19 protein-coding genes are annotated in these 20989 nt (G+C 46.4%); 10 read left to right on the forward strand and 9 right to left on the reverse strand.

All coding sequences use genetic code 11. The annotated features are described in order from the left end of the window. Positions 1 to 164: 164 nt before the first annotated feature. From EGM68_RS24660 to EGM68_RS24670, 3 genes are all read right to left on the reverse strand, one after another. On the reverse strand, positions 165 to 1928 hold the full coding sequence (locus tag EGM68_RS24660; protein ID WP_129550205.1) for a sensor histidine kinase: 1764 nt from the start codon (positions 1926 to 1928) through the stop codon (positions 165 to 167). Then, positions 1925 to 3556, reverse strand: a complete 1632-nt coding sequence (locus EGM68_RS24665) for a response regulator (RefSeq protein WP_129550206.1) — start codon at positions 3554 to 3556, stop codon at positions 1925 to 1927. The genes EGM68_RS24660 and EGM68_RS24665 overlap by 4 nt, the downstream gene beginning before the upstream one ends. Positions 3557 to 3937: 381 nt before the next feature. Next, the gene (locus EGM68_RS24670) at positions 3938 to 4279 is read right to left on the reverse strand and encodes a cupin domain-containing protein (RefSeq protein WP_013373671.1); all 342 of its coding nucleotides are present in this window, start codon (positions 4277 to 4279) and stop codon (positions 3938 to 3940) included. Positions 4280 to 4494: 215 nt separating this feature from the next. Here EGM68_RS24670 and EGM68_RS24675 point away from each other — a divergent pair, with 215 nt between their 5' ends. The 5 genes from EGM68_RS24675 to EGM68_RS25905 all read left to right on the forward strand — a co-directional run bounded on the left by EGM68_RS24675 (position 4495) and on the right by EGM68_RS25905 (position 8828). Then, positions 4495 to 5730, forward strand: a complete 1236-nt coding sequence (locus tag EGM68_RS24675; protein WP_129550207.1) for an FprA family A-type flavoprotein — start codon at positions 4495 to 4497, stop codon at positions 5728 to 5730. A gap of 36 nt (positions 5731 to 5766) precedes the next feature. Then, entirely contained in the window at positions 5767 to 6960 is a 1194-nt protein-coding gene (locus EGM68_RS24680) for an NAD(P)/FAD-dependent oxidoreductase (protein ID WP_129550208.1), read from the forward strand. Positions 6961 to 6962: 2 nt separating this feature from the next. After that, positions 6963 to 7133, forward strand: coding sequence for a rubredoxin (gene rd / locus EGM68_RS24685; RefSeq protein WP_013373674.1), 171 nt, complete (start codon positions 6963 to 6965; stop codon positions 7131 to 7133). Positions 7134 to 7194: 61 nt separating this feature from the next. After that, the gene (locus EGM68_RS24690) at positions 7195 to 7899 is read left to right on the forward strand and encodes a Crp/Fnr family transcriptional regulator (RefSeq protein WP_058711071.1); all 705 of its coding nucleotides are present in this window, start codon (positions 7195 to 7197) and stop codon (positions 7897 to 7899) included. Positions 7900 to 8162: 263 nt separating this feature from the next. After that, positions 8163 to 8828 carry a hypothetical protein gene (locus tag EGM68_RS25905; protein ID WP_058711034.1) on the forward strand — a complete coding sequence of 222 codons (666 nt, stop codon included), beginning with the start codon at positions 8163 to 8165 and terminating at the stop codon, positions 8826 to 8828. 86 nt (positions 8829 to 8914) lie between these two features. On the opposite strand, the gene EGM68_RS24700 is transcribed toward EGM68_RS25905, so the two are convergent. The 4 genes from EGM68_RS24700 to EGM68_RS24715 form a co-directional block, all read right to left on the reverse strand. Next, the gene (locus tag EGM68_RS24700) at positions 8915 to 10588 is read right to left on the reverse strand and encodes a glycosyltransferase 87 family protein (protein WP_129550368.1); all 1674 of its coding nucleotides are present in this window, start codon (positions 10586 to 10588) and stop codon (positions 8915 to 8917) included. Between the two features lie 283 nt (positions 10589 to 10871). After that, the gene (locus tag EGM68_RS24705; RefSeq protein ID WP_129550209.1) at positions 10872 to 11570 is read right to left on the reverse strand and encodes an MBL fold metallo-hydrolase; all 699 of its coding nucleotides are present in this window, start codon (positions 11568 to 11570) and stop codon (positions 10872 to 10874) included. A gap of 189 nt (positions 11571 to 11759) precedes the next feature. Beyond that, positions 11760 to 12398: an SDR family oxidoreductase gene (locus EGM68_RS24710; protein WP_013373679.1), complete on the reverse strand. Its 639-nt coding sequence runs from the start codon at positions 12396 to 12398 to the stop codon at positions 11760 to 11762. A gap of 102 nt (positions 12399 to 12500) precedes the next feature. Beyond that, positions 12501 to 13103, reverse strand: coding sequence for a TetR/AcrR family transcriptional regulator (locus EGM68_RS24715; RefSeq protein ID WP_025676649.1), 603 nt, complete (start codon positions 13101 to 13103; stop codon positions 12501 to 12503). Between the two features lie 243 nt (positions 13104 to 13346). On the opposite strand from EGM68_RS24715, the gene EGM68_RS24720 reads away from it, so the two are divergent. The 4 genes from EGM68_RS24720 (at position 13347) to EGM68_RS24735 (ending at position 16615) form a co-directional block, all read left to right on the forward strand. Beyond that, positions 13347 to 14087: an ABC transporter ATP-binding protein gene (locus EGM68_RS24720; protein WP_129550210.1), complete on the forward strand. Its 741-nt coding sequence runs from the start codon at positions 13347 to 13349 to the stop codon at positions 14085 to 14087. Then, positions 14084 to 14845, forward strand: coding sequence for an ABC transporter permease (locus EGM68_RS24725; RefSeq protein ID WP_129550211.1), 762 nt, complete (start codon positions 14084 to 14086; stop codon positions 14843 to 14845). The genes EGM68_RS24720 and EGM68_RS24725 overlap by 4 nt, the downstream gene beginning before the upstream one ends. A gap of 135 nt (positions 14846 to 14980) precedes the next feature. Continuing rightward, complete coding sequence (locus EGM68_RS24730) at positions 14981 to 15328, forward strand: KGG domain-containing protein (protein ID WP_013373683.1); 348 nt, start codon at positions 14981 to 14983, stop codon at positions 15326 to 15328. A 384-nt stretch (positions 15329 to 15712) separates the two neighbouring features. Further along, on the forward strand, positions 15713 to 16615 hold the full coding sequence (locus tag EGM68_RS24735) for an AraC family transcriptional regulator (RefSeq protein WP_058830337.1): 903 nt from the start codon (positions 15713 to 15715) through the stop codon (positions 16613 to 16615). Between the two features lie 472 nt (positions 16616 to 17087). Here the strand turns inward: EGM68_RS24735 and EGM68_RS24745 are convergent, their stop codons facing one another. Then, the gene (locus EGM68_RS24745; RefSeq protein WP_025676639.1) at positions 17088 to 17345 is read right to left on the reverse strand and encodes a SunI/YnzG family protein; all 258 of its coding nucleotides are present in this window, start codon (positions 17343 to 17345) and stop codon (positions 17088 to 17090) included. 328 nt (positions 17346 to 17673) lie between these two features. After that, entirely contained in the window at positions 17674 to 18618 is a 945-nt protein-coding gene (locus EGM68_RS24755) for a helix-turn-helix domain-containing protein (protein WP_129550213.1), read from the reverse strand. A 166-nt stretch (positions 18619 to 18784) separates the two neighbouring features. On the opposite strand from EGM68_RS24755, the gene EGM68_RS24760 reads away from it, so the two are divergent. Further along, positions 18785 to 20983 carry a glycoside hydrolase family 52 protein gene (locus tag EGM68_RS24760; protein WP_129550214.1) on the forward strand — a complete coding sequence of 733 codons (2199 nt, stop codon included), beginning with the start codon at positions 18785 to 18787 and terminating at the stop codon, positions 20981 to 20983. The last annotated feature ends 6 nt before the right edge of the window (positions 20984 to 20989 follow it).

Raw genomic sequence — 20989 nt, forward strand, 5'->3', positions numbered from 1 at the left:
ATTCAAAACTTCGTTAGTGTTAAGATATCCTAGACTATTTCTTCTTATTATTGATTTTTAGTATATATTCATATTTACCATATAATAGAAGGGGAGTATATAGCGAAAAATGAAATTTTTTGTAGAAAAATGATTTATTTAGGTTTTTTACACTTTTGAAGGTTTTACACCCGATCCGCAGGAATCATTATACGAATCTCCGTACCTTCGCCGGGTGCACTGCGAATGGCGAGCTCAAAGCGTTTCCCGTAGTAAAGTTTTAGACGATAGATGACATTTTGCAGACCTATACGCTCACCCATTTCTTCCTGCCTTTGCATGTAACCATATAAGCGATGCACCTGTTCCACAGACATGCCAACCCCATCATCCCGAACCGTTAGAATCAGTCGTCCTTCCTCATGCTCAAAAAGAATCTCAATGCGTCCCCCATGCTTTAGCGGCTCAATGCCGTGGATACTTGCATTTTCAACCAGCGTCAGTACGACCATTTTGGGAATCAGATTGTCCAAGTCTTCAGAGCGCGCCTGTACATCGTACTGTATTCGCTCACCAAAGCGATATTGTTGGATTTCCAGAAAACAACGGATCAACTCCAACTCGTCCCGCAAAGTAACTCGATCCTTGTTCCACACCAGCGAATTGCGGAAAATCCGTGCCATGTTATGAATAATGCGGGCTGTCTCATCCTCATGCTTCATCAGGCTTCGCATGCGAATCGTCTCCAGCGCATTGAACAGAAAATGGGGGTTGATCTGGCTGTGAAGTGCATTCAGCTGGGCATGTCTACGCTGAATCTCCAGATTTTTTCGCTGAATATCGGCCATATAAACATCGTTAATCAGTCGTTTGATTCTCAGCGTCATCCGATTAAATTCACCTGTTAGCTGTCCGATTTCATCACTCGACTCCATACCTGGAATGAGTTCAAAATGCTGATTTTTCACCTTTTTCACATGTTTCAAAATGCGATGAAGCCGCACGTTCAGCGAACGTGTAATCCAAATAATGATCAAGGTGGGCAGCAGCATATTCACACAGGTTAACAAGAGCGCAAAATTGCGAGGTTCCTGCATTTCATACAGCACTTCATCCCTTGATACTGCGGCCACAATGCTCCAGCCGTTCAGATTATTTGTAAGCACATAACTGGTCTTGAACTCCATGGTGTTCTCGGGCAGCTTGAGGGTTCTATAGGCAACACTTTTATGGTTTATATCCACCTTGGGATCATTTGTGTATTCAATTTCTCCCCGTTCGTTAAGCAGGAAGAGACTCCCCTGTAAATTCAGGTTATTGAAAATCTCCCGAATGGACGACATTCGCAGCTCTATTTTTAGTATTTTTTCACGACCACTTGGGGAATAAAAGTAGTTCATCCGTCGAATCAGGCTGAAGGGGTGTGTCTGCTCGTCGGTACTGTCGTCGGTACGGACAAATATAGGCTTGGACTGGCGTCCAGGCGGGATTTGGGTATACCAGGGGAAGCCTTTGACCTTCTCATCTATAAAGCTGATTCCCCCGGAATTCAGCAGCGTTGAATTATCAGTGTAGATCGTAATTCCACCTACGGATTGGTACACAGGGCTGTAAGTATTGTTTAAGATACGCCGTAAATAAGAGTCATAAACAGCAATATAGTCAGCAGGGTGGGGATATGTTTCTTCCAACACCTCATTGAGTCGATAATCGGTATAAAAGATAGACGAGATTTCCATCGCATCTTCAAATTCCCGGTGAAATTCAATTTTAATTTGTTCCAGTGCGCGCGTAATATCCTGAATACGCTGTTCCTTCACATTTTGCGAGGTAACATGGTAAAAGATCAGATTGGTCAGCACTATAGGTGTAAAAACACAGAGGAAATAAAGCAGCAGCATTTTATCTCGCAGCCGTATATGATCCAGGATAGTTCTCAGCCTCTTCATTCGCCGGACCTCTCTGGCTCGTACCCAACACTCAGGCTATTGCGGTATTCACTTGGCGTGACGTGCGCCAGCTTTTCAAACTGAGTCACAAAATAGTCTGAACTGCCGAATCCCACGCGCTCCGCAATTTCATATATACGCAGATCCGTCTGCCGTAGCAGGCGTTTCGCCTCCTGAATGCGTAATTTCAGCAGGAATTCGTTAAAGTACACACCGTATGTTTTTCTGAACAATTGACCGAGGTATACCGGATTCATGTAAAAGCGGGCCGCAATACTTTTCAGACTTATATTCTCGTCAGCATGCTGCTCAATGTAAGCACGGATATGCTGGATTCCTCCCTGCTGACATTCCTTGCGCAGCGTCCCAATATATTTTCCACTTTCCTCGGCAAAGGCTGTAAACAATCGCTGGAGTTCACCCAGCGACAGATTCATATCCTGCCAGTTGATCATCGGTTCCAGCGACTGAATTGAGCGCTCATTTCCCTGCATGTTTTGAATGACCCGCACGATACTAAGAACGCATTGATGCAGACTCATTTTCATAGCCTCAGGAGCATAATGCTCTTCCCGAAAGCTGCTAAATAAATAACCTATAGTCGCACGCAGCTCTTCCAATTGGAGTTCCTCGACCTGCTCTGTCAAGCCATCCAGCACGTCCTGACGAATGGTCCTATAGTCGAGGGGTGGCATTTCTCCCTGCAGATAGACAACAATACCACTATGGTCATGAATGTATTTATGGAGAACTGCCTCCTTTGCACTGGCATAGGACTGCTGGATATCCCGCAACTGATTCACAGGACTTCCCGCATAAACGAACACCCGACTTCCCAACCGGTCTTTTAGTGACTCCATCCCCTCTATCTCCTGTTGTAGCGCTTTCATAAAAACTTCCACCTTGGCTTCAAAACACTCTAAAAAGAAGTCCGGTACGATAAGACCAATCCGGTTACGATGCTCATGGACATAGAGAGGGTACTTGCTGCCCATTAAACGATGAAGCGCTTGCTCTATAAGTTCCCTGAACTGGAAAAGTGATAGCATGACGCCATCGTCACCGGAGTGCCAAGGATGCTGATCGTTCAGCTCGACGAGTACATAGTACATATACGTGGCTTCTCCAAGCCGCAACTGTTGCTCCCAATGTGTCACCACTGCATCATTCACTGGGTTTATCATCATCGTCTCTAGCAGCCCGCCTGTAAGGTGGTTCTGATATCGCTGCGCGTTCTGTTGTTCACGGTGCAATCTTTCACTCAGCTTGCGCAGTGTAGCCGAAAAGTCCTCATCATCAACCGGCTTAAGTATAAAATCATGAACTCCATAGCGGAGTGCCTGCTGCGCATAAGCAAAATCACTGTAGCCGCTCATGATAATAAAAGCAGGATGTTGGGTACTCCGTTCGAGTACAGATCGAATCAGCTCTAATCCATCCAGCACAGGCATACGAATATCGGTAATGATCAGGTCTGGGTGAAGACGACTGATTAGCTCCAGCGCATCCTCACCGTTATCAGCTTCACCCACGATTTCAAAGCCACAGATTTCCCAATCGACAAGTTGAATCAGCCCTTTGCGGGTGAAAATTTCATCATCCACTACAATGGCTCGATGCAGCTTCATAACCTGCTTCCTCCTTTCGATGAAACGTCATTTTATTGGGGTTAACTACTTCACGAGCCTTGCACGATATTCCAGCTGGAGAAAAATGGCCTTTAAAACGTATTGTGGCACTTCGGAAGCTATTTGTACAGACGGGATTTCATCATAAGGTCGCTCCAAAGCGTGAAAACTATTGCCTCCAGCTTCTTCCTCACTGAACACAACCGTGACCTACTGTGGCTTAGACATTCAGCGCTGTCACAGGTACAGTAATCCCGCTAGACAGCCGGTTTATAGCGTATTCCGGGGTGTGACTCTCCAATACAAAAGCCGCCTGGTCTAAATGACCAAGCGGCTTTTGTATGTTTGGACTGCAGCTCCTCTTCTTGCAATTTCTATACTTTATATATTTTGTGCATAGCTTTCACTTGGCGTTTTGGTCAACACCACATGCAGGCTGGAATTCGCTTCCGCACTACCACGATAGGAAAAGTGCTCATCTCCGGTAATATGGATCATATCCCCTTGGACAACTTCCGTTTCTTCACCATTTACAGTTACAGTACCGCTTCCTTCCAGAACAAGCAAATATACATTCGCTCCTGGATGATTATGTGTTGGCAGCTCAGCATTAGGGGTGAAGTTGAGAATAAAAATGACATTGTCGGCTTCCTTATGCACAATTCGTTTTGTAAATGCAGCTTCTTTATATTCCTGAAATTGAATGAGGTTTGATTTTTTCATGTAGATTCACTCTCCTGTTTGTAATTGGATTGGGCCTATATAGTCTTATTGTATTTGATTATTACGCTCGTCTTGTGATTGCGATCACAAACATAAATTTAAGTCATAAATACTTTGAAATATTCAAAAATTTGATTTCAATCATCTTTTTCATCATCACATCCAACTAAAATCGAATTGTGTCAGACAAACCAAAAAAGCAGGAGGTTATTCCTATGAAACCAGGATTTAAGCTGGCAAAGGATATTTATTGGGTAGGAAAAATTGATAATCGTGAGGTCCCCTTTCATCGTCTTCTACTATCAAAGGGTACAACATATAATGCATATCTGCTGAAAACAGGAAAACCAACTATTGTAGATACCGTAGATATGGCGTTCGGCAGAGAATTTGCAGAAGCTGTAGCGGAATTAATCGACCCGTTGGATATTCAATATATAATCGTCAATCACACGGAACCGGATCACTCCGGCGGGTTAGCGGCACTTGCTTCCAAGGCAGCAAACGCCACAATTGTCTGCACGGAGATTGCCGTTCCGGAAATTCAGCAGATGTACAAGCTCCAGCATCGGAATTTCCTCGTCATCAAGGATGGGGATCAACTCGATATTGGAGGCAAGACGCTGCTGTTCAAGGAAACACCTTATCTCCATACAGAAGAAACTATGATTACGTATTGCATCGAAGACAAAATCTTGTTCCCTTGCGATATTTTCAGCACACACGTGGCTGTAGAGCATCTATTTGCCGATGAGGCCGACTTTGATATCACCGAGGATTTTATCGGATATTATCAGGCTATCATTCATCCTCATCGCAGATATGTGCGTACATTAATCGAAGCTGTATCTGACTTGGATATTGAGATGATTGCTCCTTCCCACGGCTTCGCGATCCGACATGATATTGCCAAATTTATTGATTTGTACGCATCGATGAGTACCGAAACCAAGGATGATAAAAAAGTAGCGATTGTTTATGCCACCTTAAAAAATAATACTAAAAAAATGGCAAACATCCTGAGAGATTGCTTTTTGGAGAACCAAATCAAGGTGGAGCTATGGGATGTAGATAAAGCAGATGAAACCGAGATATTAAATAGTATTACCTCAGCGGATGCTGTTTTCGTCGGCAGCTCTACCAAATATGCCGACATGACAGGCAAATTGGAAGATCTGCTGCAAAAAATGCAAAAGATGAATTTGGAAGGTAAGCTTGCTGCCGCCTTTGGTTCCTACGGCTGGAGTGGTGAAGCCATTGAAGTCGTACAGGATTACTTGAACGGTACTAATATGAAAGTCCAGAGCACTTCAGATGTAATCAAGTCAACGGGTATGACGCATGTGGAATTCCCAGTACGCATTCGCTTCTCTCCTACAGAAGTTGAAAAAGTGAAAAAAATTAAAAATGCTGCTGAATTTGTCTCAGATCTGCTGCTTAGTGTTATTTGAGCACAGGAAGCTTAGAGGGAATAGGAGAGATGCCGAATGGATAACCAACATTACGTTATCATCGGAGGGGGCGTGGCCGCTGTCAACGCGGCAAAAGCGATTAGAGATCATGATGAGCTAGCAGAAATTTCTATTTACGGGGAAGAGTCCTCCCTTCCATATAACAGAGTCAAGCTTTCGAAGGCACTATTCACTGACTTGCACAGCGACAAAATCCTGATTAAAAAGGAAAAGTGGTTTGCCAGTCAACGGATTCATGTGTATTCCGGCGTAAAGATCACGGCAATACACGCAGAGGACTGCACCATCGAAACAGCCAACGGGCAAACCGTTGCTTACGACAAGCTGCTGCTGTGTACAGGAGCCCACAACCGTAAGCTTGTGCTGGACGGGGCTTCACTAAGGAACGTTCACAATATTCGTTTTCGACAAGATGCAGACAGACTTAAAACGGAATTGCGACAAGGAGACCGGATATGTATCATCGGCGGTGGTATTCAGGGTGTAGAAACCGCCTGGTCCTTTCAGCAAGCCGGATATGCCGTTACCATTCTGGAAGCTTCGCAACGGCTCATGCCCCGCCAGCTAGATGAAAAGGCATCCGCTATTTTGACTCGCCGAGTTATCGAACAGGGTACCCAGGTATGCCTTGGACAAGGCGTAAAGCGTATTACAGGCACAGATCATGTAGAGGGCGTAGAACTGCAGGGCGGCACTGTTATTCCCTGCGAACATGTCGTGTACTCTATCGGAATTGTACCTAATACGGAGCTTGCTCGCCAAATCGGCCTTGATATTGGACAAGGCATTCTGGTGAATGCGCAGATGGAGACCAGCTCTGCCCATATATATGCGGCAGGTGATGTAGCCGAGTTCCACAATAGAGTAGATGGATTATGGGAAAGTGCTATGGAGCAAGGGAAAATAGCAGGCACTAATATGGCGGGTACCTCCACAGCTTACCAGCGTCCTCTTCCTGTCACCCTGTCCAACAGCTATGAAAGCCCCTTGTTTTCCATCGGTCTGGTAGACGAACAAGTCTGTGACACCAGCCTGACCCGTGAAAATCAAGTTTCTTATACACGTATGTTCATACAAAACGGCTCTATCTGCGGTGTGATCGGCTTTGGGGATGCTCTCGCTTCACTTCCATATAAAGCAGCCATTATCCAAGGACTCAGTCCGGATGCACCAGAGCTTACAAAAATTTTGGATGACAAGGAGAACTAAAGATGAAAAAATATGTATGTCAGCCCTGTGGATACGTTTATGATCCTGCTATGGGTGACCCTGATGAAGACGTTATGCCAGGTACAGCGTTCGAAGACCTTCCGGAAGACTGGGTTTGTCCAGTCTGCGGTGAGGATCAAAGCCATTTTGCCCCTATAGATGATGCAGAATAACAAGAACACGCTATACTTTCTAGTTTCCGGTTGATGAATGGAGTGAATGAATGTGAATGAGATGTCCTGCCCCTGCCAGTGCGAACAGGAGCCCTGTGCCCGCAAAGTGCCTATCTTTTCCTCTTTGTCCTGCGAAGATTTGTGTAAGGTTAGCTCTATGATCCGGCACCGAAAATATCAGAAAGGTGAGGCCTTGATTGTCGAGGAACAGGCTTCCGACACGCTGTACATCATTAAAAGCGGGCATGTTAAGCTGCTGAAGATGACACCTCAGGGCAAAGAACAAATTCTGCACATTCTGACAACTGGCGATTTTTTTGGTGAGTTGAATATATTTAATAACGACGAGTTGAGCAATTTTAGTGCGTACGCCTTAAAGGATACTGATATTTGTATGCTCACCAAAGATGATATGGAGGAGTTGATCCGCAACAATCCCGATATCTCTTTGAGGCTGCTCAAAACGATTACCAAACGCTTGGCACATACCGAAAACCTGGCTCAAAGCCTGGCTACCAAAGACCCGGAAATTCGTATCGCCTACATGATTCTCGAACTCGGCCACAAATACGGCAAGCCGGACGGCTCCTATATTAAAATAAATCTCCCCCTTTCACGCGAAGAGATGGCTAATTATGTGGGTGTCACACGTGAAACGATCAGCCGAAAATTCGGAAAGTTTGAACAGCTGGGGATTATTCATATCAAGGGTACACGTGAGATTACCATCCGCGATGTACAGAAACTGAACGAATATATGGATTGATATATACCAGGTTACTCTGGCATGAGGATAAAAAACCGCTTCTTTAACTTATGGATTGTAGTTGATTCATCAACCACTTCCATGTTGTTAAAGGGCGGTTTCTTTTATTCTGTGCATTTGGCTATTAGCTATTCTGTAAAATAACAATAGAAACCGTAAACCTGTTTTTGCGTAGTAATACAAAGTTTATAAGCCTGAAATCAAGCCAAGATTTCTGTGTCTTCATACTCTTTATAAAATAAGCAAAATGGGGAGGAATAGATATGGCGGATCATCAAACCAGCAAGGATATTTTTCGAGAATGTTGCTCTAGGATTGCTGCAGCCTGTGAGCCTTGCGGATTCAAATACTATAAATCCAGGCGAAGCATGGTCAAGCACGTGGACCCCTTTACGGCCGAGGTGCGTTTTTCGAGTAATGCTTTCAATGTGGCCGGCAGCTATTTGGAGTTTAATGTAAATTGCCAAATCATGAATACGCAAAGCGGAAAAGTATATTGGGCTATCAGCTTGAGCAGCTTCCGGAACAAAGGCAAGGTATGGAATCTGGCCAAGGAAACGTCTCGGGAGAAGGAATTGGCGGAAATTATCACATTGATTCGAGACAAGGTCGTTCCTTTGGTGGACAAGTATGGTGCTAATCTCGACGAGGTGCTTGAACAAGCCATCTTGACCGGATGGTTTTTGCCACAGTCGAATCCCATGGAATTCTATGTGCTGGACGTTTTGGATCTGGTGGTTGATTTCGGATCGCCGGTACAGGTAACCGAATGTGCGCACCGATACATCCGTCATTTATCGGAGGAAATGCAGAACACCTTCAGGAAAGATTATGAAGCCTATCAAAGGGATGAACAAGCTGCCAGCACGATAGCATTCCGCAAATTGATCCCTCTTATGGTGGAGAGAAACATTTCCTTGCCGCAGTGAAATGAAAAGGTATTGGCGCGCCGTATTGAGAACGTGCCTTCATCGCTGGAAGATGGGCGATCACCTGTGTGGTGACCGCCCATCACTCATTCTGCGGATAAAGGAGCTATATTGGTGGCCTTGGGAAGCGCAGCCTGAATTGTAGCCGGCCTGGAGCAATCCCACACTACTTTGACCAAATACCCAAACAACAAAACATTGAGCAATGATGTCACACACAAAATAATACCGTAATGATCCTGAGAATTGGAGCTATAGAAAATATCAAAGGTGTTCAGGAAAATCGTAAGACTGAATCCACCCGCAAGCCACAAAAATCTGCGATCTTTCAAATACAGGTACGCCAGTACAGCTAACGCCGCCGCAGGGAACAGATACCGTTCATGCATGCTGGAAGCGAAGGTAAATACACCTGCAATGAGTACCAGTGCAGCTGCTGCTGCAAATTGTGGTTTCCGACTACGGATATACATCCACCATGTAAACAGAGTCACCAGCACAATGCAGATCATCCCCCATGTATGGTAACTGAACAGGAACAGCGTTGTAGTGTCCTGCGTATAATTGCCACCAATTAGTGCGAAGAAGTTATACGCGTTCACCGAAGCATATGGATATTCGCCAACTGTCCCCTTGTATAAATCAAGCAGCCATAGCGGCTCCTGCCCCCATGAAAATGGCAATATGACCAGAATGGTTGTCACAACGGCACCACCAACGGACAACAGCCAAGGCTGTATTTTGCGCTGTCTCAGCAGCTCGAAGAACAGAACCGGCCCATAAATAATCCCCTGTGGCTTCATCAATACCGCTATCGTAAACAGTACAGCGGACCAGCCGATCCGGTTTTCCACCAGCAGCACAATCATGCCCACAATCAGCATGGTAAAAAATGAATCTACCTGCCCCCAGAAGGTTGAATTAATAAATACAGCTGGGTTAAACACATAGAATATAGCCAATCCGAGGCTCACTCCATAGCCGACCCGTTTGCTTGCCAACCGGTACAGCATGTACGCTGTCACGATATCAGCTAAAATATTCGGAAGCCGCAGCAATACGGACATATAAGGACTGAAAGCATCCGTAGAGCCGATTTTACCGATCACATATAAAATATAAATATAGAACGGGGGATAATCACTGGAACCATTCGTGTAAAAGCCTGACAAGCTATCCGCTGCTGTCGTAGCCCAGTTTCGGAATAGCATTAAATCCATGTGGCCCGAGATCCATGGGGCGATCGCCATTCTTAAAAAGAATCCCACACCCAGCACAGTCCACAGCATCAGTCCCCGGTTACGTTCCCCGAGCTTCCATTCTTGAGCCCGAAAACGATACGCAATAAACACGAACGCACCGAAGAACAAAGCAGCGAAAAACGCCATCGGAGTAGCATAAGCAGATGAAGAATTTCCATTTCTTCCCCCACCCATACCACCGCCAGGACCGCCCATACCCATTCCAGATCCGTTACCAGACATGCCACCGGGGCCTCTGTGCTGCCCGTCTCTAGCAACACCACTGCCGCCCGAGGCAGACGTATCATTCCCGGCCGTTGTACCTTTGTCACCCGATGTCGACGAATTCTCACTAGAGGAGTTGGTCGTCTGGCCCGTCGTCCCCTGATTCTTGCTGTCAGAGCTGCTCGCCGCATCCGTAGATGTTGGGGGAGAATTCTGCTGATCTTGTCCTACACTTCCTGTTCCCAGGTTCCCTGCGGTCTGACCGTCAGAGGGACGTTGCCCCGGCCCTCCCATGCCTCCGCCTGCTCCCCCTCCGAACCCGCCGGATGGTCCCTGCCTAACAGCCGCAGACTGAGACGCGGAACTACCTGAATAACTCCATAACGAAACGATACTAACGGCAGCACACAATATGAGACTTAATAGAAGTATATATTTCAGACCGTTCGCTCTCCAAACGTTCAAATCCGATGCACCTCTCTCTGTTTCTATTTTCCTCATATTGTATCTGCCTTAGCTTAGGACTTTGTGAGTTCTGGCTGAATGTTGGCTGAATACAGAATCATCGCACTGAACATTACTGCTCCATCTCCATAATCGCCCTTTCTAGCTGAGATTGTGGATGCTTCAGCATGTTGCCATGACCGGCTGCTAATAGAGACGGATTGTAAGATGCCAGTTTTTTGGCGCTTTGCAGCGAAATTTCCTTGTTCCATGTAGCTAGTGCTGGAAAAGGAAACAGTGGCTTGAGCCTTCCCGCTACCGCAACACCACCCCGAGTCTGGAAGGCATCGCCTGCAATCAATGCATGGGTACGGGTATCCAAAAATCCCATCGAGCCCGGCGTATGTCCCGATGCGCTGATCGCCAGCAGCGAACCCACGTTATCTCCATCCTCCAGTAAAACGTCAGGCTGGGTAAGGATATTCTTCGGCACGCTGCCCCGAATAGGAGTGTCTGGTTCGCCTGCCTCCAACGATACATCACCCTTCAGTAGCCGAGCATCCCGCCTTGAAATGAATACTTGCGCCTCAGGATACTTTGCCTTCAGCTTATCCAACGCACCCACATGATCTCCATGCGCATGGGTAAGTACAATTCGTATAATCGGCTGCCCAATCCGCGCCGCAGCCTGTTCAATACGCTGAGCACTGTATGGCAATCCGGCATCGATCAGGGTAAGCCCCTCTTTCTCCTCCACCAAATAACAGTTCACTGGGAACAGCCGGGGCATAAACGTTAATTGATACACATGCTGCACCTGAACGATACGCATTTTATCTCATCTCCTTGTCTTGATCATAAACTAATTGTATTAGTATTATAAATAATATAATTAGTTTTAAGCAAATTTTTTCGTAAATACCTGTCGAACGTTATACAAAAAGCAAAAAGCAGACCCGAAATCCTGCCTTCGGGTCTGCTTTTATCCATATTTATGCATATGTCTTTCAATTCATCAGCTCTACCGGATGGCCTCAGCAATAGGCGTACTGCCGGACACCAAATCAATCGCTCGATGATACGTCTGCTTTTCCTCTAGTGCTGCTACCACTGTTGCCGCTACATCTTCACGTGAGATAGTATGGCTGGTGAGATCTTCACCGGTAGCAACCTTGCCAGTACCCGCATCATCTGTCAACCCGCCGGGACGAAGAATCGTGTAATCCAGATTGCTCGCTTCCAGCAAGCGATCTGCATAATGCTTTGCCACATAATATGGCTTAATCGATTCGGGCCATTGCTCTCGGTTCTCCGCATATAGAGCACTGACCATAATGAAGCGCCGGATACCCGCTTGTTCAGCTGCTTCCATCGCCTTGACTGCTCCATCAAGGTCGATGAGCAGCGTTTTATCCGCTCCTGTGTTGCCACCGGAGCCTGCCGTAAACACGACAGCGTCGCTGCCTTGTATAGCTGCGGCAATTTCACCTACCGTCCCTTCAAGGTCAGCTACTACCGTTTCTGCACCCAAACGTTCAAGCGCTTCGGCCTGATCCGGTTTGCGGATCAGTGCCTTTACGCGATGCGACTCATGTTGCCCTAGTAGGCGAACGAGATGTCTGCCTACTTTTCCATTGGCACCAATCACCAGTACGTTCACTCATATCCCCTCCTGTATTCACGGTCTCTCGCTTACAGTATACTGAATATATTTTACCCTTTGAGTCCAGGACGCAATCATATGGGCTATATCAGATTGAACTCAGTTTTTATCTGAATGCTCTCCCTCTCGCTTTTGCTGTAACACGCGAAGACCTGCGCAAAAGGTGTCCATCATCACTTCAATACTCTGATCCACATCCACAGGTAAACCAAAGCCACCCTTTTGTTCAAGTGAGGCAAAACCATGAAGAAGACTACGGAATCCCCTCGCTGCATGAATGCAATCCGCTTCGTTGAAACCATAGCCACTGGACAGCACAGTAATGACAAGTTCCGCTACGCGATCCGCTGCATGTCTCAGCTCGGTATCATTTCGGTCGGTTGCATACAGCATCGATTCATACAAACCAGGCCGCTCGCGCGCATACTGCATATACGCTCTCCCCATAGCAATCAGCGCCTCTTCGCCTGCTCTGCCTACGGCTGCGCTCATCAATGCTTCCTCTAGCTTTTCGAGGCTATGTAATGCCAGCGCTTGACGCAATCCGTTCAATCCGTCCACATGGTTGTACAAAGATGGAGGGCGAATATGTAGCTTTTGCGCCAATGTAGTGAGCGTGACCTCTCCCATCCCTCGTTCATTGGCAACATCCTCGGCAGCCTCCAGGATATCTTGTAGCTTTACTCCATTTCTAGGTGACATCATCCGGTCCCCTTTCGTTAAATTCCTATGTAAGGTTAATTTCGTATACATATACAGACTAAATTCTTATTTCATCTTAACTAATCCCGTTAGTTTATACAAAGAAAGTACCGTTTGCAACAGCTCCATACACTAACTCTTTTTTAGAAGAAGAGCCGTTAGGATATTACTGCTATAATACAAAGAGATTATAAGCAGATTTGATATCTTTTCCGATTCCCTGCAAAGGAGCTAGCTATATCTATGGAACCCAATCCACTTCCAGCTATTGAGTTTAATCGTGTCACTAAATATTTCACCGGGTCGGGACAACAACGTGCTGTCCTGAACGGAGTTACGGCAAAGGTCCCGCGCGGAAAAATCACGACACTGGTCGGTCCGTCAGGATCTGGTAAAAGCACACTGCTTTCACTATGCAATCTTTTGCTAGCATCGGATGAAGGAGAAATCAACGTCCTCGGCAAGCCTATAACCGAGTGGGAAATCCCTGAACTAAGACGGAAGGTAGCATTGGTTTTTCAAGATGCCCCCATGCTACAGGGGACGGTCCTCTACAATCTCCAGACTGTAGAGCGGCTGCATGGCAAGGTACTGGAAGATCCGGTTGGCCTGTTAGAGCGCGTAGGACTTACCCGTGACCTGCTGGAGCAAAAGGCGCAGGAGCTGTCCGGCGGACAAAGACAGCGCTTGGCCCTGGCGCGGACGCTCGCGAACCGTCCGGATATTTTACTACTGGATGAGATTACTTCTGCACTGGACCCCGCCTCAGTCAAAGAGGTCGAGGAACTGCTGCTTCAAATGAACAAAGAAGAGGGAACAACGATGATCTGGATTACGCACCATATGGAACAAGCCCGCAGGGTAGGCCACGAAACATGGCTGATGATCGACGGAAGACTGGTAGAACAAGCGGATACGGAAACGTTTTTTAACGCTCCACAACATAGTGAAACCCGCAAGTTTGTAGCAGGAGAATGGGTATGACGATTGTTGCCTTGATTCTCTCTCTTGGTTTTGTATTTATCGCCATCGTCATGTCCAAGTCCTTCAAACTCGGTCTGGACCGAGATATTATTATTGCCACGATCAGAGCATCCGTTCAGCTACTGGTGATTGGATATGTATTGCATTTGATTTTTGGGATGCAAAGCTACGGATTTATTGTGTTATTCATTCTGCTCATGATCACTGTAGCTTCTCAAAATGTTGCGCGCAAAGGACGTTTTATTCCCCAGCTTATGTGGAAGTCATTTCTGACGTTGCTGTGTGTGGAAATCGTTACACAGGCATTTCTAATTGGCCTGCATATCATTCCGGCGACAGCCCGGTACATGATTCCGATTAGCGGCATGATCATTGGCAACTCCATGATTTTGTCCAGTCTGCTGGTATCGCGGCTCAAGTCGGAAGTCCTGCTGCGCAAGCCTGAAATCATGCTTATTCTTGCGTTGGGAGGAACACCGAGACAAGCCATCTTCCCTATACTGAAGAATTGTATACGTTCCAGTATGATTCCAACCATTGAGGGGCAGAAAACACTTGGGCTTGTCCAGCTTCCCGGCATGATGACCGGACAAATCATTGCAGGCGCCAATCCAATTGTCGCCGTGCGTTTGCAATTGCTCATCGTATTCACTACCATGACCTCTGCCATTTTGACCAGCGTGCTGCTCAGCCTGTTCATTTACCCGACATTATTTACCCGCCAGCAACAACTGCGTACAGAGTCCTGGGAAGTCTGATAGAGACGGGTATACCCAGTTATTTACCAACCATTTTCCATTTATCAAAATTAAATAGACATGTTTAATTCCTGACACGAGGGTTAATAGATACACGTAGACGCTTTACTAAAATTCGATGAGGAGTGATTGAACATGGCTAACAACAACCAAAATGGCAAAATGAGTCGCGAAGAGGCAGGACGTTTAGGTGGAGAAGCTACTGCTAAAAATCACGACAAAGAATTTTACCAAGAGATCGGCGAAAAAGGTGGCGAGGCCACTTCCAAAAGTCATGGCAAGGACTTCTATCAGGAGATTGGTGAAAAAGGCGGCGAAGCCACTTCCAAAAACCATGGCAAGGAGTTCTATCAGGAAATCGGTCGCAAGGGCGGTGAAGCCCGTGGCAATTCAGACCAAAGTGATAGCGACGGGAAAATGAGCAGAGAAGAAGCAGGCCGCAAAGGCGGCGAGGCCCGCGCCCGTCAGCGTAAAAATAACTAACGATAGATCAGGATGCATTGTCGATGCATTTGCAATGTAAAGGCACCGACTGCATAGAATGCGAAGTAAGTGAATGTTTATGTTATAGAAGCCTATCTGCCGGTGTTCCGGTAGGTAGGCTTTTTGTGTGAAAGTTAATTTCATCAAAAGGCTACTTTCATCATCCGAACATACGTCATACAATATACATCATCATACATATTTTATTACAAATGAAAGAATGGAATAGTCAGATTCTTTTCTCATGTCATCTTACTTATTGCGAACAAAACAAATAACGCAGCCCTTGAATTGAGCACCATGTAACAGACTAATAGGATGCAACTCAAATCAAATATTCCTGCATTCCGGCTGTTAAGATGGAGTCGAAAGGAGGGAACCCTCGTGTACGAATGGAACGAAATGGTCCAGCTTATGATTGATTGGATTGATAATAATCTGACCTCAGCGCCATCGTTGTTGAGAATGTCCGACCAGTTGGGCTATTCCCCTTATTACTGTACAAAGCAATTTCATTCTCTGACAGGAATGACATTAAGGGATTATGTGTGGATGCGCAGGATTAGCCGGGCAGCTCTTGAACTCCGGGATAGCAATGTCCGCATCCTCGATGTTGCCATAAAGTATGGGTTTTCTTCACAGGAAGCTTTTACACGAGCATTTGTAAAAGCATTTGAGGTAACTCCGGCTGTATACCAGAAGGAGCCGAGACCTATTCCACTAGCCATTCGCGTTGAGGTGTTCTCTCCTTATCATTACCATTTGAAGGAGCGGGATAAGATGGTTAAAGAGCATTTGCAAGAAGCCGAAGTCAAAATTGAGCATATACCAGCACACAAATTTATTGGTCTCTGGGATATTTCTTCTCGAAATTACGGCGATTTCTGGAGAAATGGTCATAATTGTGATGAAATTTGCGGAACCCTGGAAAGCATGTCTCACCTCAAGCTTCCCGGACAATTGGGCCAAACGGCAGGCTGGTTCTATCAGAATGGTCAGAAGGGCTACCTCTATGGAATACCGGTTGCTGCTGACTACGCCGGAGAGATTCCCGCAGGAATGAAGTGCCGGGACATCCCCGAATCAGATTACCTGGTTTTTTTCCACCCACCCTTCAATTATTTAAAAAACAACGGAGACGTTATGAGAACGGTGGAGGAGAAAGCTTGGAACTTTGATCCTAGCAGCCTGGGGTATGAATGGGATGAGGAAACAAAGCAGGATTATCAACGGCATTTTCCTGAGGGATACGGCTACGCGGTGTTGCGCCCTGTGAGAAAAGTGTAGAGCAGAAGAATCCCAAGAAGCCGCTGCGATCAGAATGCTATTAATCGTCTCGCGGCTTCTTTTTTGAAAATGGAATGGAGGTATAGGCAATGAAGTCCTTTCGCTTTTGGTTGGTCCTAGTCTCATGTATAGTTATTGCTGTAAATCTTACGGGATATGACGACTATAATATACTTTTGGCTATGATTAGCCCGTTGGTTTGGATGTATGAATTTTTTCAATTTGTGCGCAAAGCACATATCCCCATATCCCTTGTTTACTTCACTACAATAGGTTTCTGGTATCTCATAGGGTATGTTATCGATCGTTTGATTAGAAAATTGAAACTCGCTAAAAATAAATAAGCTGTACAAACACGGTACATACCTCATTCCTTATTTTGAGCAATGGGGTACAATACAGATCATATATGTCCATGAAGTAATGCAATATCATTCTCCGTGTACATCATGCTGTATCTTTATGGATCTAATTAAAGATAGGACTGTATTTTTTTAAGAATATTTTGACCATTTGTAGTAAACAAAATATATGTCTTTGAATTGGTTTTAATTACAATTCTGTCCGTTGTTGCATAAGGAGTACCTATTCTTATTGCATCTTTCTCTTGTCCAGCATAAGTATTATCGAACGAAACATCTTCAATATCCTCAAGAGATACTTCTATCCTAGATAACTGCCAAGTAATAACTAAATTATTACTCTCCTTTTTTATATCGATTCCCAACATGCTGTTTCCTCCTATAAGTTTTTTCAACACAAATTGTAAAACGAAATGCGACCTTTGCTGGAGTATTACTCCGATAAATACGATGATTTTTTTGCATCCCGCTACATCTCCTGTAAAAAGAAAACCAGTCCAACACATTGTAAGTGTGTATTGGACTGGTGGATATGCACACGTCAGCTTCCAGCAATTAGATCAGCGTATAACCGCCACCTGGGAACAGCACGCTTCCGGTGGTGAACTTGTTAGTCATCAGGTACAACACAGTATTGCGATTTCCTCATTATACCTCACTCGCCATATCACAACTATTTTATAATCATATATATTTTTATTCGGATGAGCTTTCAGGGGCTACGCTCTTACGGTAGGATGTCGGCGACTGGCCAGACCAGCGTTTGAATTGCCTACTAAAATGTGCAATATCCCCATAGCCTAGCAGATCGGCTATTTGCTGCACCGACCATTGCGGATCAGCCAGCAGCAGCTTGGCCTCATGCAAGACAAGCTCGGATAGATACACACGCGGAGATACGCCAAAAACACTACGGAATACGCGATTACAATGGGACACGCTAATACCCAGCTCGGATGAAATCCCCTCGATCCCATCCTGTTTTTCCAACGAGCCGGCCTGTCTATAAGACAGATTGACTCTGCCCTGAAGACGACTAGCAATCTGATGAGCAAGCTCTGCCTGCACATATCCACGTCCCGGCAGATGAGCAGCTTCACTGGATACAGCCTCCCACAACGTTGCGAACAGTTCAAATACAGCAGATTGAATCCGCATACGTTTTGCCACCGAGTCACCATTTATCCCCATGTCATCCAGGGCAGAAAGATCAAGCAGCTTGCCCAGCGCTGGCTCCATCTGCCTTGCCACCGTACCATCCGCAGGAAAAAGCACTTGCTCCAAACGGCTCAGTAGCGAAAGAAACAATTTATCATCAATGTCGAAATGCATGCAAAAATACGTAAATCCCTCCCCGTTACTACAGCTGGAGTGCACAATTCCCGGGCGCAAAAGCATCAGATCACCCTGTCGCTGAATATAGCTGCGACCATCCACAACCATGATCTGTTCTCCCGCAAGCACGATGTTAATTTCATATTGCGGATGTTCATGTGGTGAATAACTCCAGTCTCTTCCGACACTTCGTGTATGAATGGCAAATAGATTGACCGTAGTTCGCACATCGGGAAAAAAGAATTCCTCTCCGGCGACCGTAAGGTCTGGATCATGGGGACTCTTCGGTAAACGTGGTGACGACATATTCTCCCTCCTGGCTCATTTACATCGATATCCTCCAGTATATCGTTTTCAGCGCGATTTGGATAAATAGTGGAGCGATTTGACAATGGTTCCTCGGCACATGTCATGCTAGGCTCTAATTGAAGTTAGTCAACGTTACATTTTATCATGAAAGGGGTTTCAATATATGTCGAAAAATATATTTTATAACACGCAGCATGCACCTATCGGTTCATTCTCCAGCTTTACACTTGGGTTTAAGGGTAATCGCGGCGGACTCGGCCTGGAGCTGGGCAAGCCTGCCGATGAAAATGTATACATCGGACTGCAATCCAGGGATGGCGGATCCTATGAGGCGCTTCCCTTTTTCGCATCCACACAGGACGAAAGTACCCGCTACGATGTGGAGAAAAAGGATAAAAAAACGGAGCCTCTGCTCGTTGCCTTTGCCGATCAGGACATCACCCGTGAGTTAAAAGCAGGAACAGATACATGGCAGGCAGGCGATTTGACGTTCCGGCTGTACTCTCCCGTTCGCCCGGTGCCCGAGCCGGGAATTGCCGGCATAGATGAGCTGCGGGCAGCGTTAGTTCCGGCTGTATTTGCCGAGCTGACGATCGATAATACAGAGGGTGCTGCTGCACGGAGAGCCTTTTTCGGCTATCAGGGCAGTGATCCGTATAGCGGCATACGTATTATAGGGGAAGATCCACGCAGGGACATTATGGATTCTCCTCAATTGGAGGGAAGACTCACAGGCATCGGTCAAGGACGAAGTACAGCTATTGTGACCAACAGCAGTGAAGCCATACCTGCCAGCGGATTTGCAATGGAGAAGCTGCTCGGGGAGACCATGGCCGATAACTTATCCTTTGGCCTGGGCACAACGGGTGCGCTCCTGATGGACGTTCCCGCAGGAGAGAAGCGCACGTATTCCTTCGCCATATGCTTTTATCGCGGCGGCATTGTGACAACAGGCATCGAAGCATCGTATTACTATACCCGGCTGTTCAAGGATATTGAAGACGTGGGAAGCTATGCGTTGAAGCATTTTACCGACCTGACTGCAGCTTGTATTCAGGGGAATGACTGGATCGAATCGGCGAACTTGAGTCCGGATCAGGAATTTATGCTCGCTCAGGCGATTCACAGCTATTACGGCAGCACCCAATTGCTCAGTCAGCAAGAGGATGGCGAACCGATCTGGATTGTGAACGAAGGCGAGTACCGGATGATGAATACACTCGATCTGACGGCGGATCAGCTTTATTATGAATTGATTTTGAATCCATGGACGGTACGCAACGAACTAGAATGGTTTGTCCAAAGGTACAGCTATCGGGATGAGGTTCGCTTCCCGGGAGAGGAACAATCCTATCCGGGGGGGATCACGTTTACGCATGATATGGGCGTGGCCAATGTGTTCTCCCGGCAGGGGTACTCCTGTTATGAACTGGCAGGGATTGACGACTGCTTCTCTTACATGAGCCACGAAGAACTGGTGAACTGGCTTTGCTGCGCCACGGTATATATCGAGCAGACACAGGATCAGTTATTTACGACACGTATGCTGCCTGTCTTGTGCGACTGCTTCGAAAGCATGCTGCGGCGGGATCATCCAGATCCGGCACAACGAAACGGCTTAATGGGCCTGGATAGCTCAAGAACCCAGGGGGGCGCAGAAATTACGACTTACGATAGTCTAGATGTATCCTTGGGTCAGTCCCGCAATAACATTTATTTAGGCAGCAAATGCTGGGCGGTATATGTTGCGCTGGAAAAGATATTTGCCTCAAAGGGGCTTAACTCCCTTTCACAGGAAGCTGGCTCACAGGCAGACAAATGCGCAGCATCGATCACCGCTCACATGACAGACAAGGGCTATATCCCTGCAGTCATTAAGGAAGGCAACGACTCACAGATTATTCCTGCCATTGAAGGGCTAATCTTCCCCTATTTTACAGGATGCGAGGATGCGCTTGAGCCTGATGGGCGGTTCGGTGGATATATCCAAGCACTTCGACGCCATTTGCAAACCGTACTGGTACCAGGAGTTTGTCTATTTGAAGACGGAGGCTGGAAGCTATCCTCGACCAGTAACAACTCCTGGTTGAGCAAAATCTATCTGTCTCAGTTTATTGCCCGTGAGCTGCTGGAACTGCCTTGGCAGGAAACTGGGCAGGCGGCTGACGCAGCCCATGTTTCATGGCTCCTCCATCCTGAAGAATCCTATTGGTGCTGGAGCGACCAAATGCTCTCCGGCATTGCCCACGGCAGCAAATATTACCCACGCGGGGTTACCGCTATTTTGTGGCTGTATGAAGGCAAAGGGAATCGGTTTACCCTCCCTCAGCATATGAGTCAAGATGAGAAGCAGCATGTCTAAGACAAA

It is taken from the genome of Paenibacillus sp. M-152 (assembly GCF_003856555.1).
GTDB lineage: Bacteria > Bacillota > Bacilli > Paenibacillales > Paenibacillaceae > Paenibacillus > Paenibacillus polymyxa_C.

What these genes read in the sequence shown, in the direction of transcription:
- EGM68_RS24665 (WP_129550206.1), bottom strand. Translation starts at nt 3,556, where the DNA reads ATGAAGCTGCATCGAGCCATTGTAGTGGATGATGAAATTTTCACCCGC.
- EGM68_RS24715 (WP_025676649.1), bottom strand. Translation starts at nt 13,103, where the DNA reads ATGTCACCTAGAAATGGAGTAAAGCTACAAGATATCCTGGAGGCTGCC.
- EGM68_RS24670 (WP_013373671.1), bottom strand. Translation starts at nt 4,279, where the DNA reads ATGAAAAAATCAAACCTCATTCAATTTCAGGAATATAAAGAAGCTGCA.
- EGM68_RS24660 (WP_129550205.1), bottom strand. Translation starts at nt 1,928, where the DNA reads ATGAAGAGGCTGAGAACTATCCTGGATCATATACGGCTGCGAGATAAA.
- EGM68_RS24680 (WP_129550208.1), top strand. Translation starts at nt 5,767, where the DNA reads ATGGATAACCAACATTACGTTATCATCGGAGGGGGCGTGGCCGCTGTC.
- EGM68_RS24675 (WP_129550207.1), top strand. Translation starts at nt 4,495, where the DNA reads ATGAAACCAGGATTTAAGCTGGCAAAGGATATTTATTGGGTAGGAAAA.
- EGM68_RS24690 (WP_058711071.1), top strand. Translation starts at nt 7,195, where the DNA reads ATGTCCTGCCCCTGCCAGTGCGAACAGGAGCCCTGTGCCCGCAAAGTG.
- EGM68_RS24755 (WP_129550213.1), bottom strand. Translation starts at nt 18,618, where the DNA reads ATGTCGTCACCACGTTTACCGAAGAGTCCCCATGATCCAGACCTTACG.
- rd (WP_013373674.1), top strand. Translation starts at nt 6,963, where the DNA reads ATGAAAAAATATGTATGTCAGCCCTGTGGATACGTTTATGATCCTGCT.
- EGM68_RS24725 (WP_129550211.1), top strand. Translation starts at nt 14,084, where the DNA reads ATGACGATTGTTGCCTTGATTCTCTCTCTTGGTTTTGTATTTATCGCC.
- EGM68_RS24720 (WP_129550210.1), top strand. Translation starts at nt 13,347, where the DNA reads ATGGAACCCAATCCACTTCCAGCTATTGAGTTTAATCGTGTCACTAAA.
- EGM68_RS24760 (WP_129550214.1), top strand. Translation starts at nt 18,785, where the DNA reads ATGTCGAAAAATATATTTTATAACACGCAGCATGCACCTATCGGTTCA.
- EGM68_RS24730 (WP_013373683.1), top strand. Translation starts at nt 14,981, where the DNA reads ATGGCTAACAACAACCAAAATGGCAAAATGAGTCGCGAAGAGGCAGGA.
- EGM68_RS24745 (WP_025676639.1), bottom strand. Translation starts at nt 17,345, where the DNA reads ATGTTGGGAATCGATATAAAAAAGGAGAGTAATAATTTAGTTATTACT.
- EGM68_RS25905 (WP_058711034.1), top strand. Translation starts at nt 8,163, where the DNA reads ATGGCGGATCATCAAACCAGCAAGGATATTTTTCGAGAATGTTGCTCT.
- EGM68_RS24705 (WP_129550209.1), bottom strand. Translation starts at nt 11,570, where the DNA reads ATGCGTATCGTTCAGGTGCAGCATGTGTATCAATTAACGTTTATGCCC.
- EGM68_RS24700 (WP_129550368.1), bottom strand. Translation starts at nt 10,588, where the DNA reads ATGGGAGGGCCGGGGCAACGTCCCTCTGACGGTCAGACCGCAGGGAAC.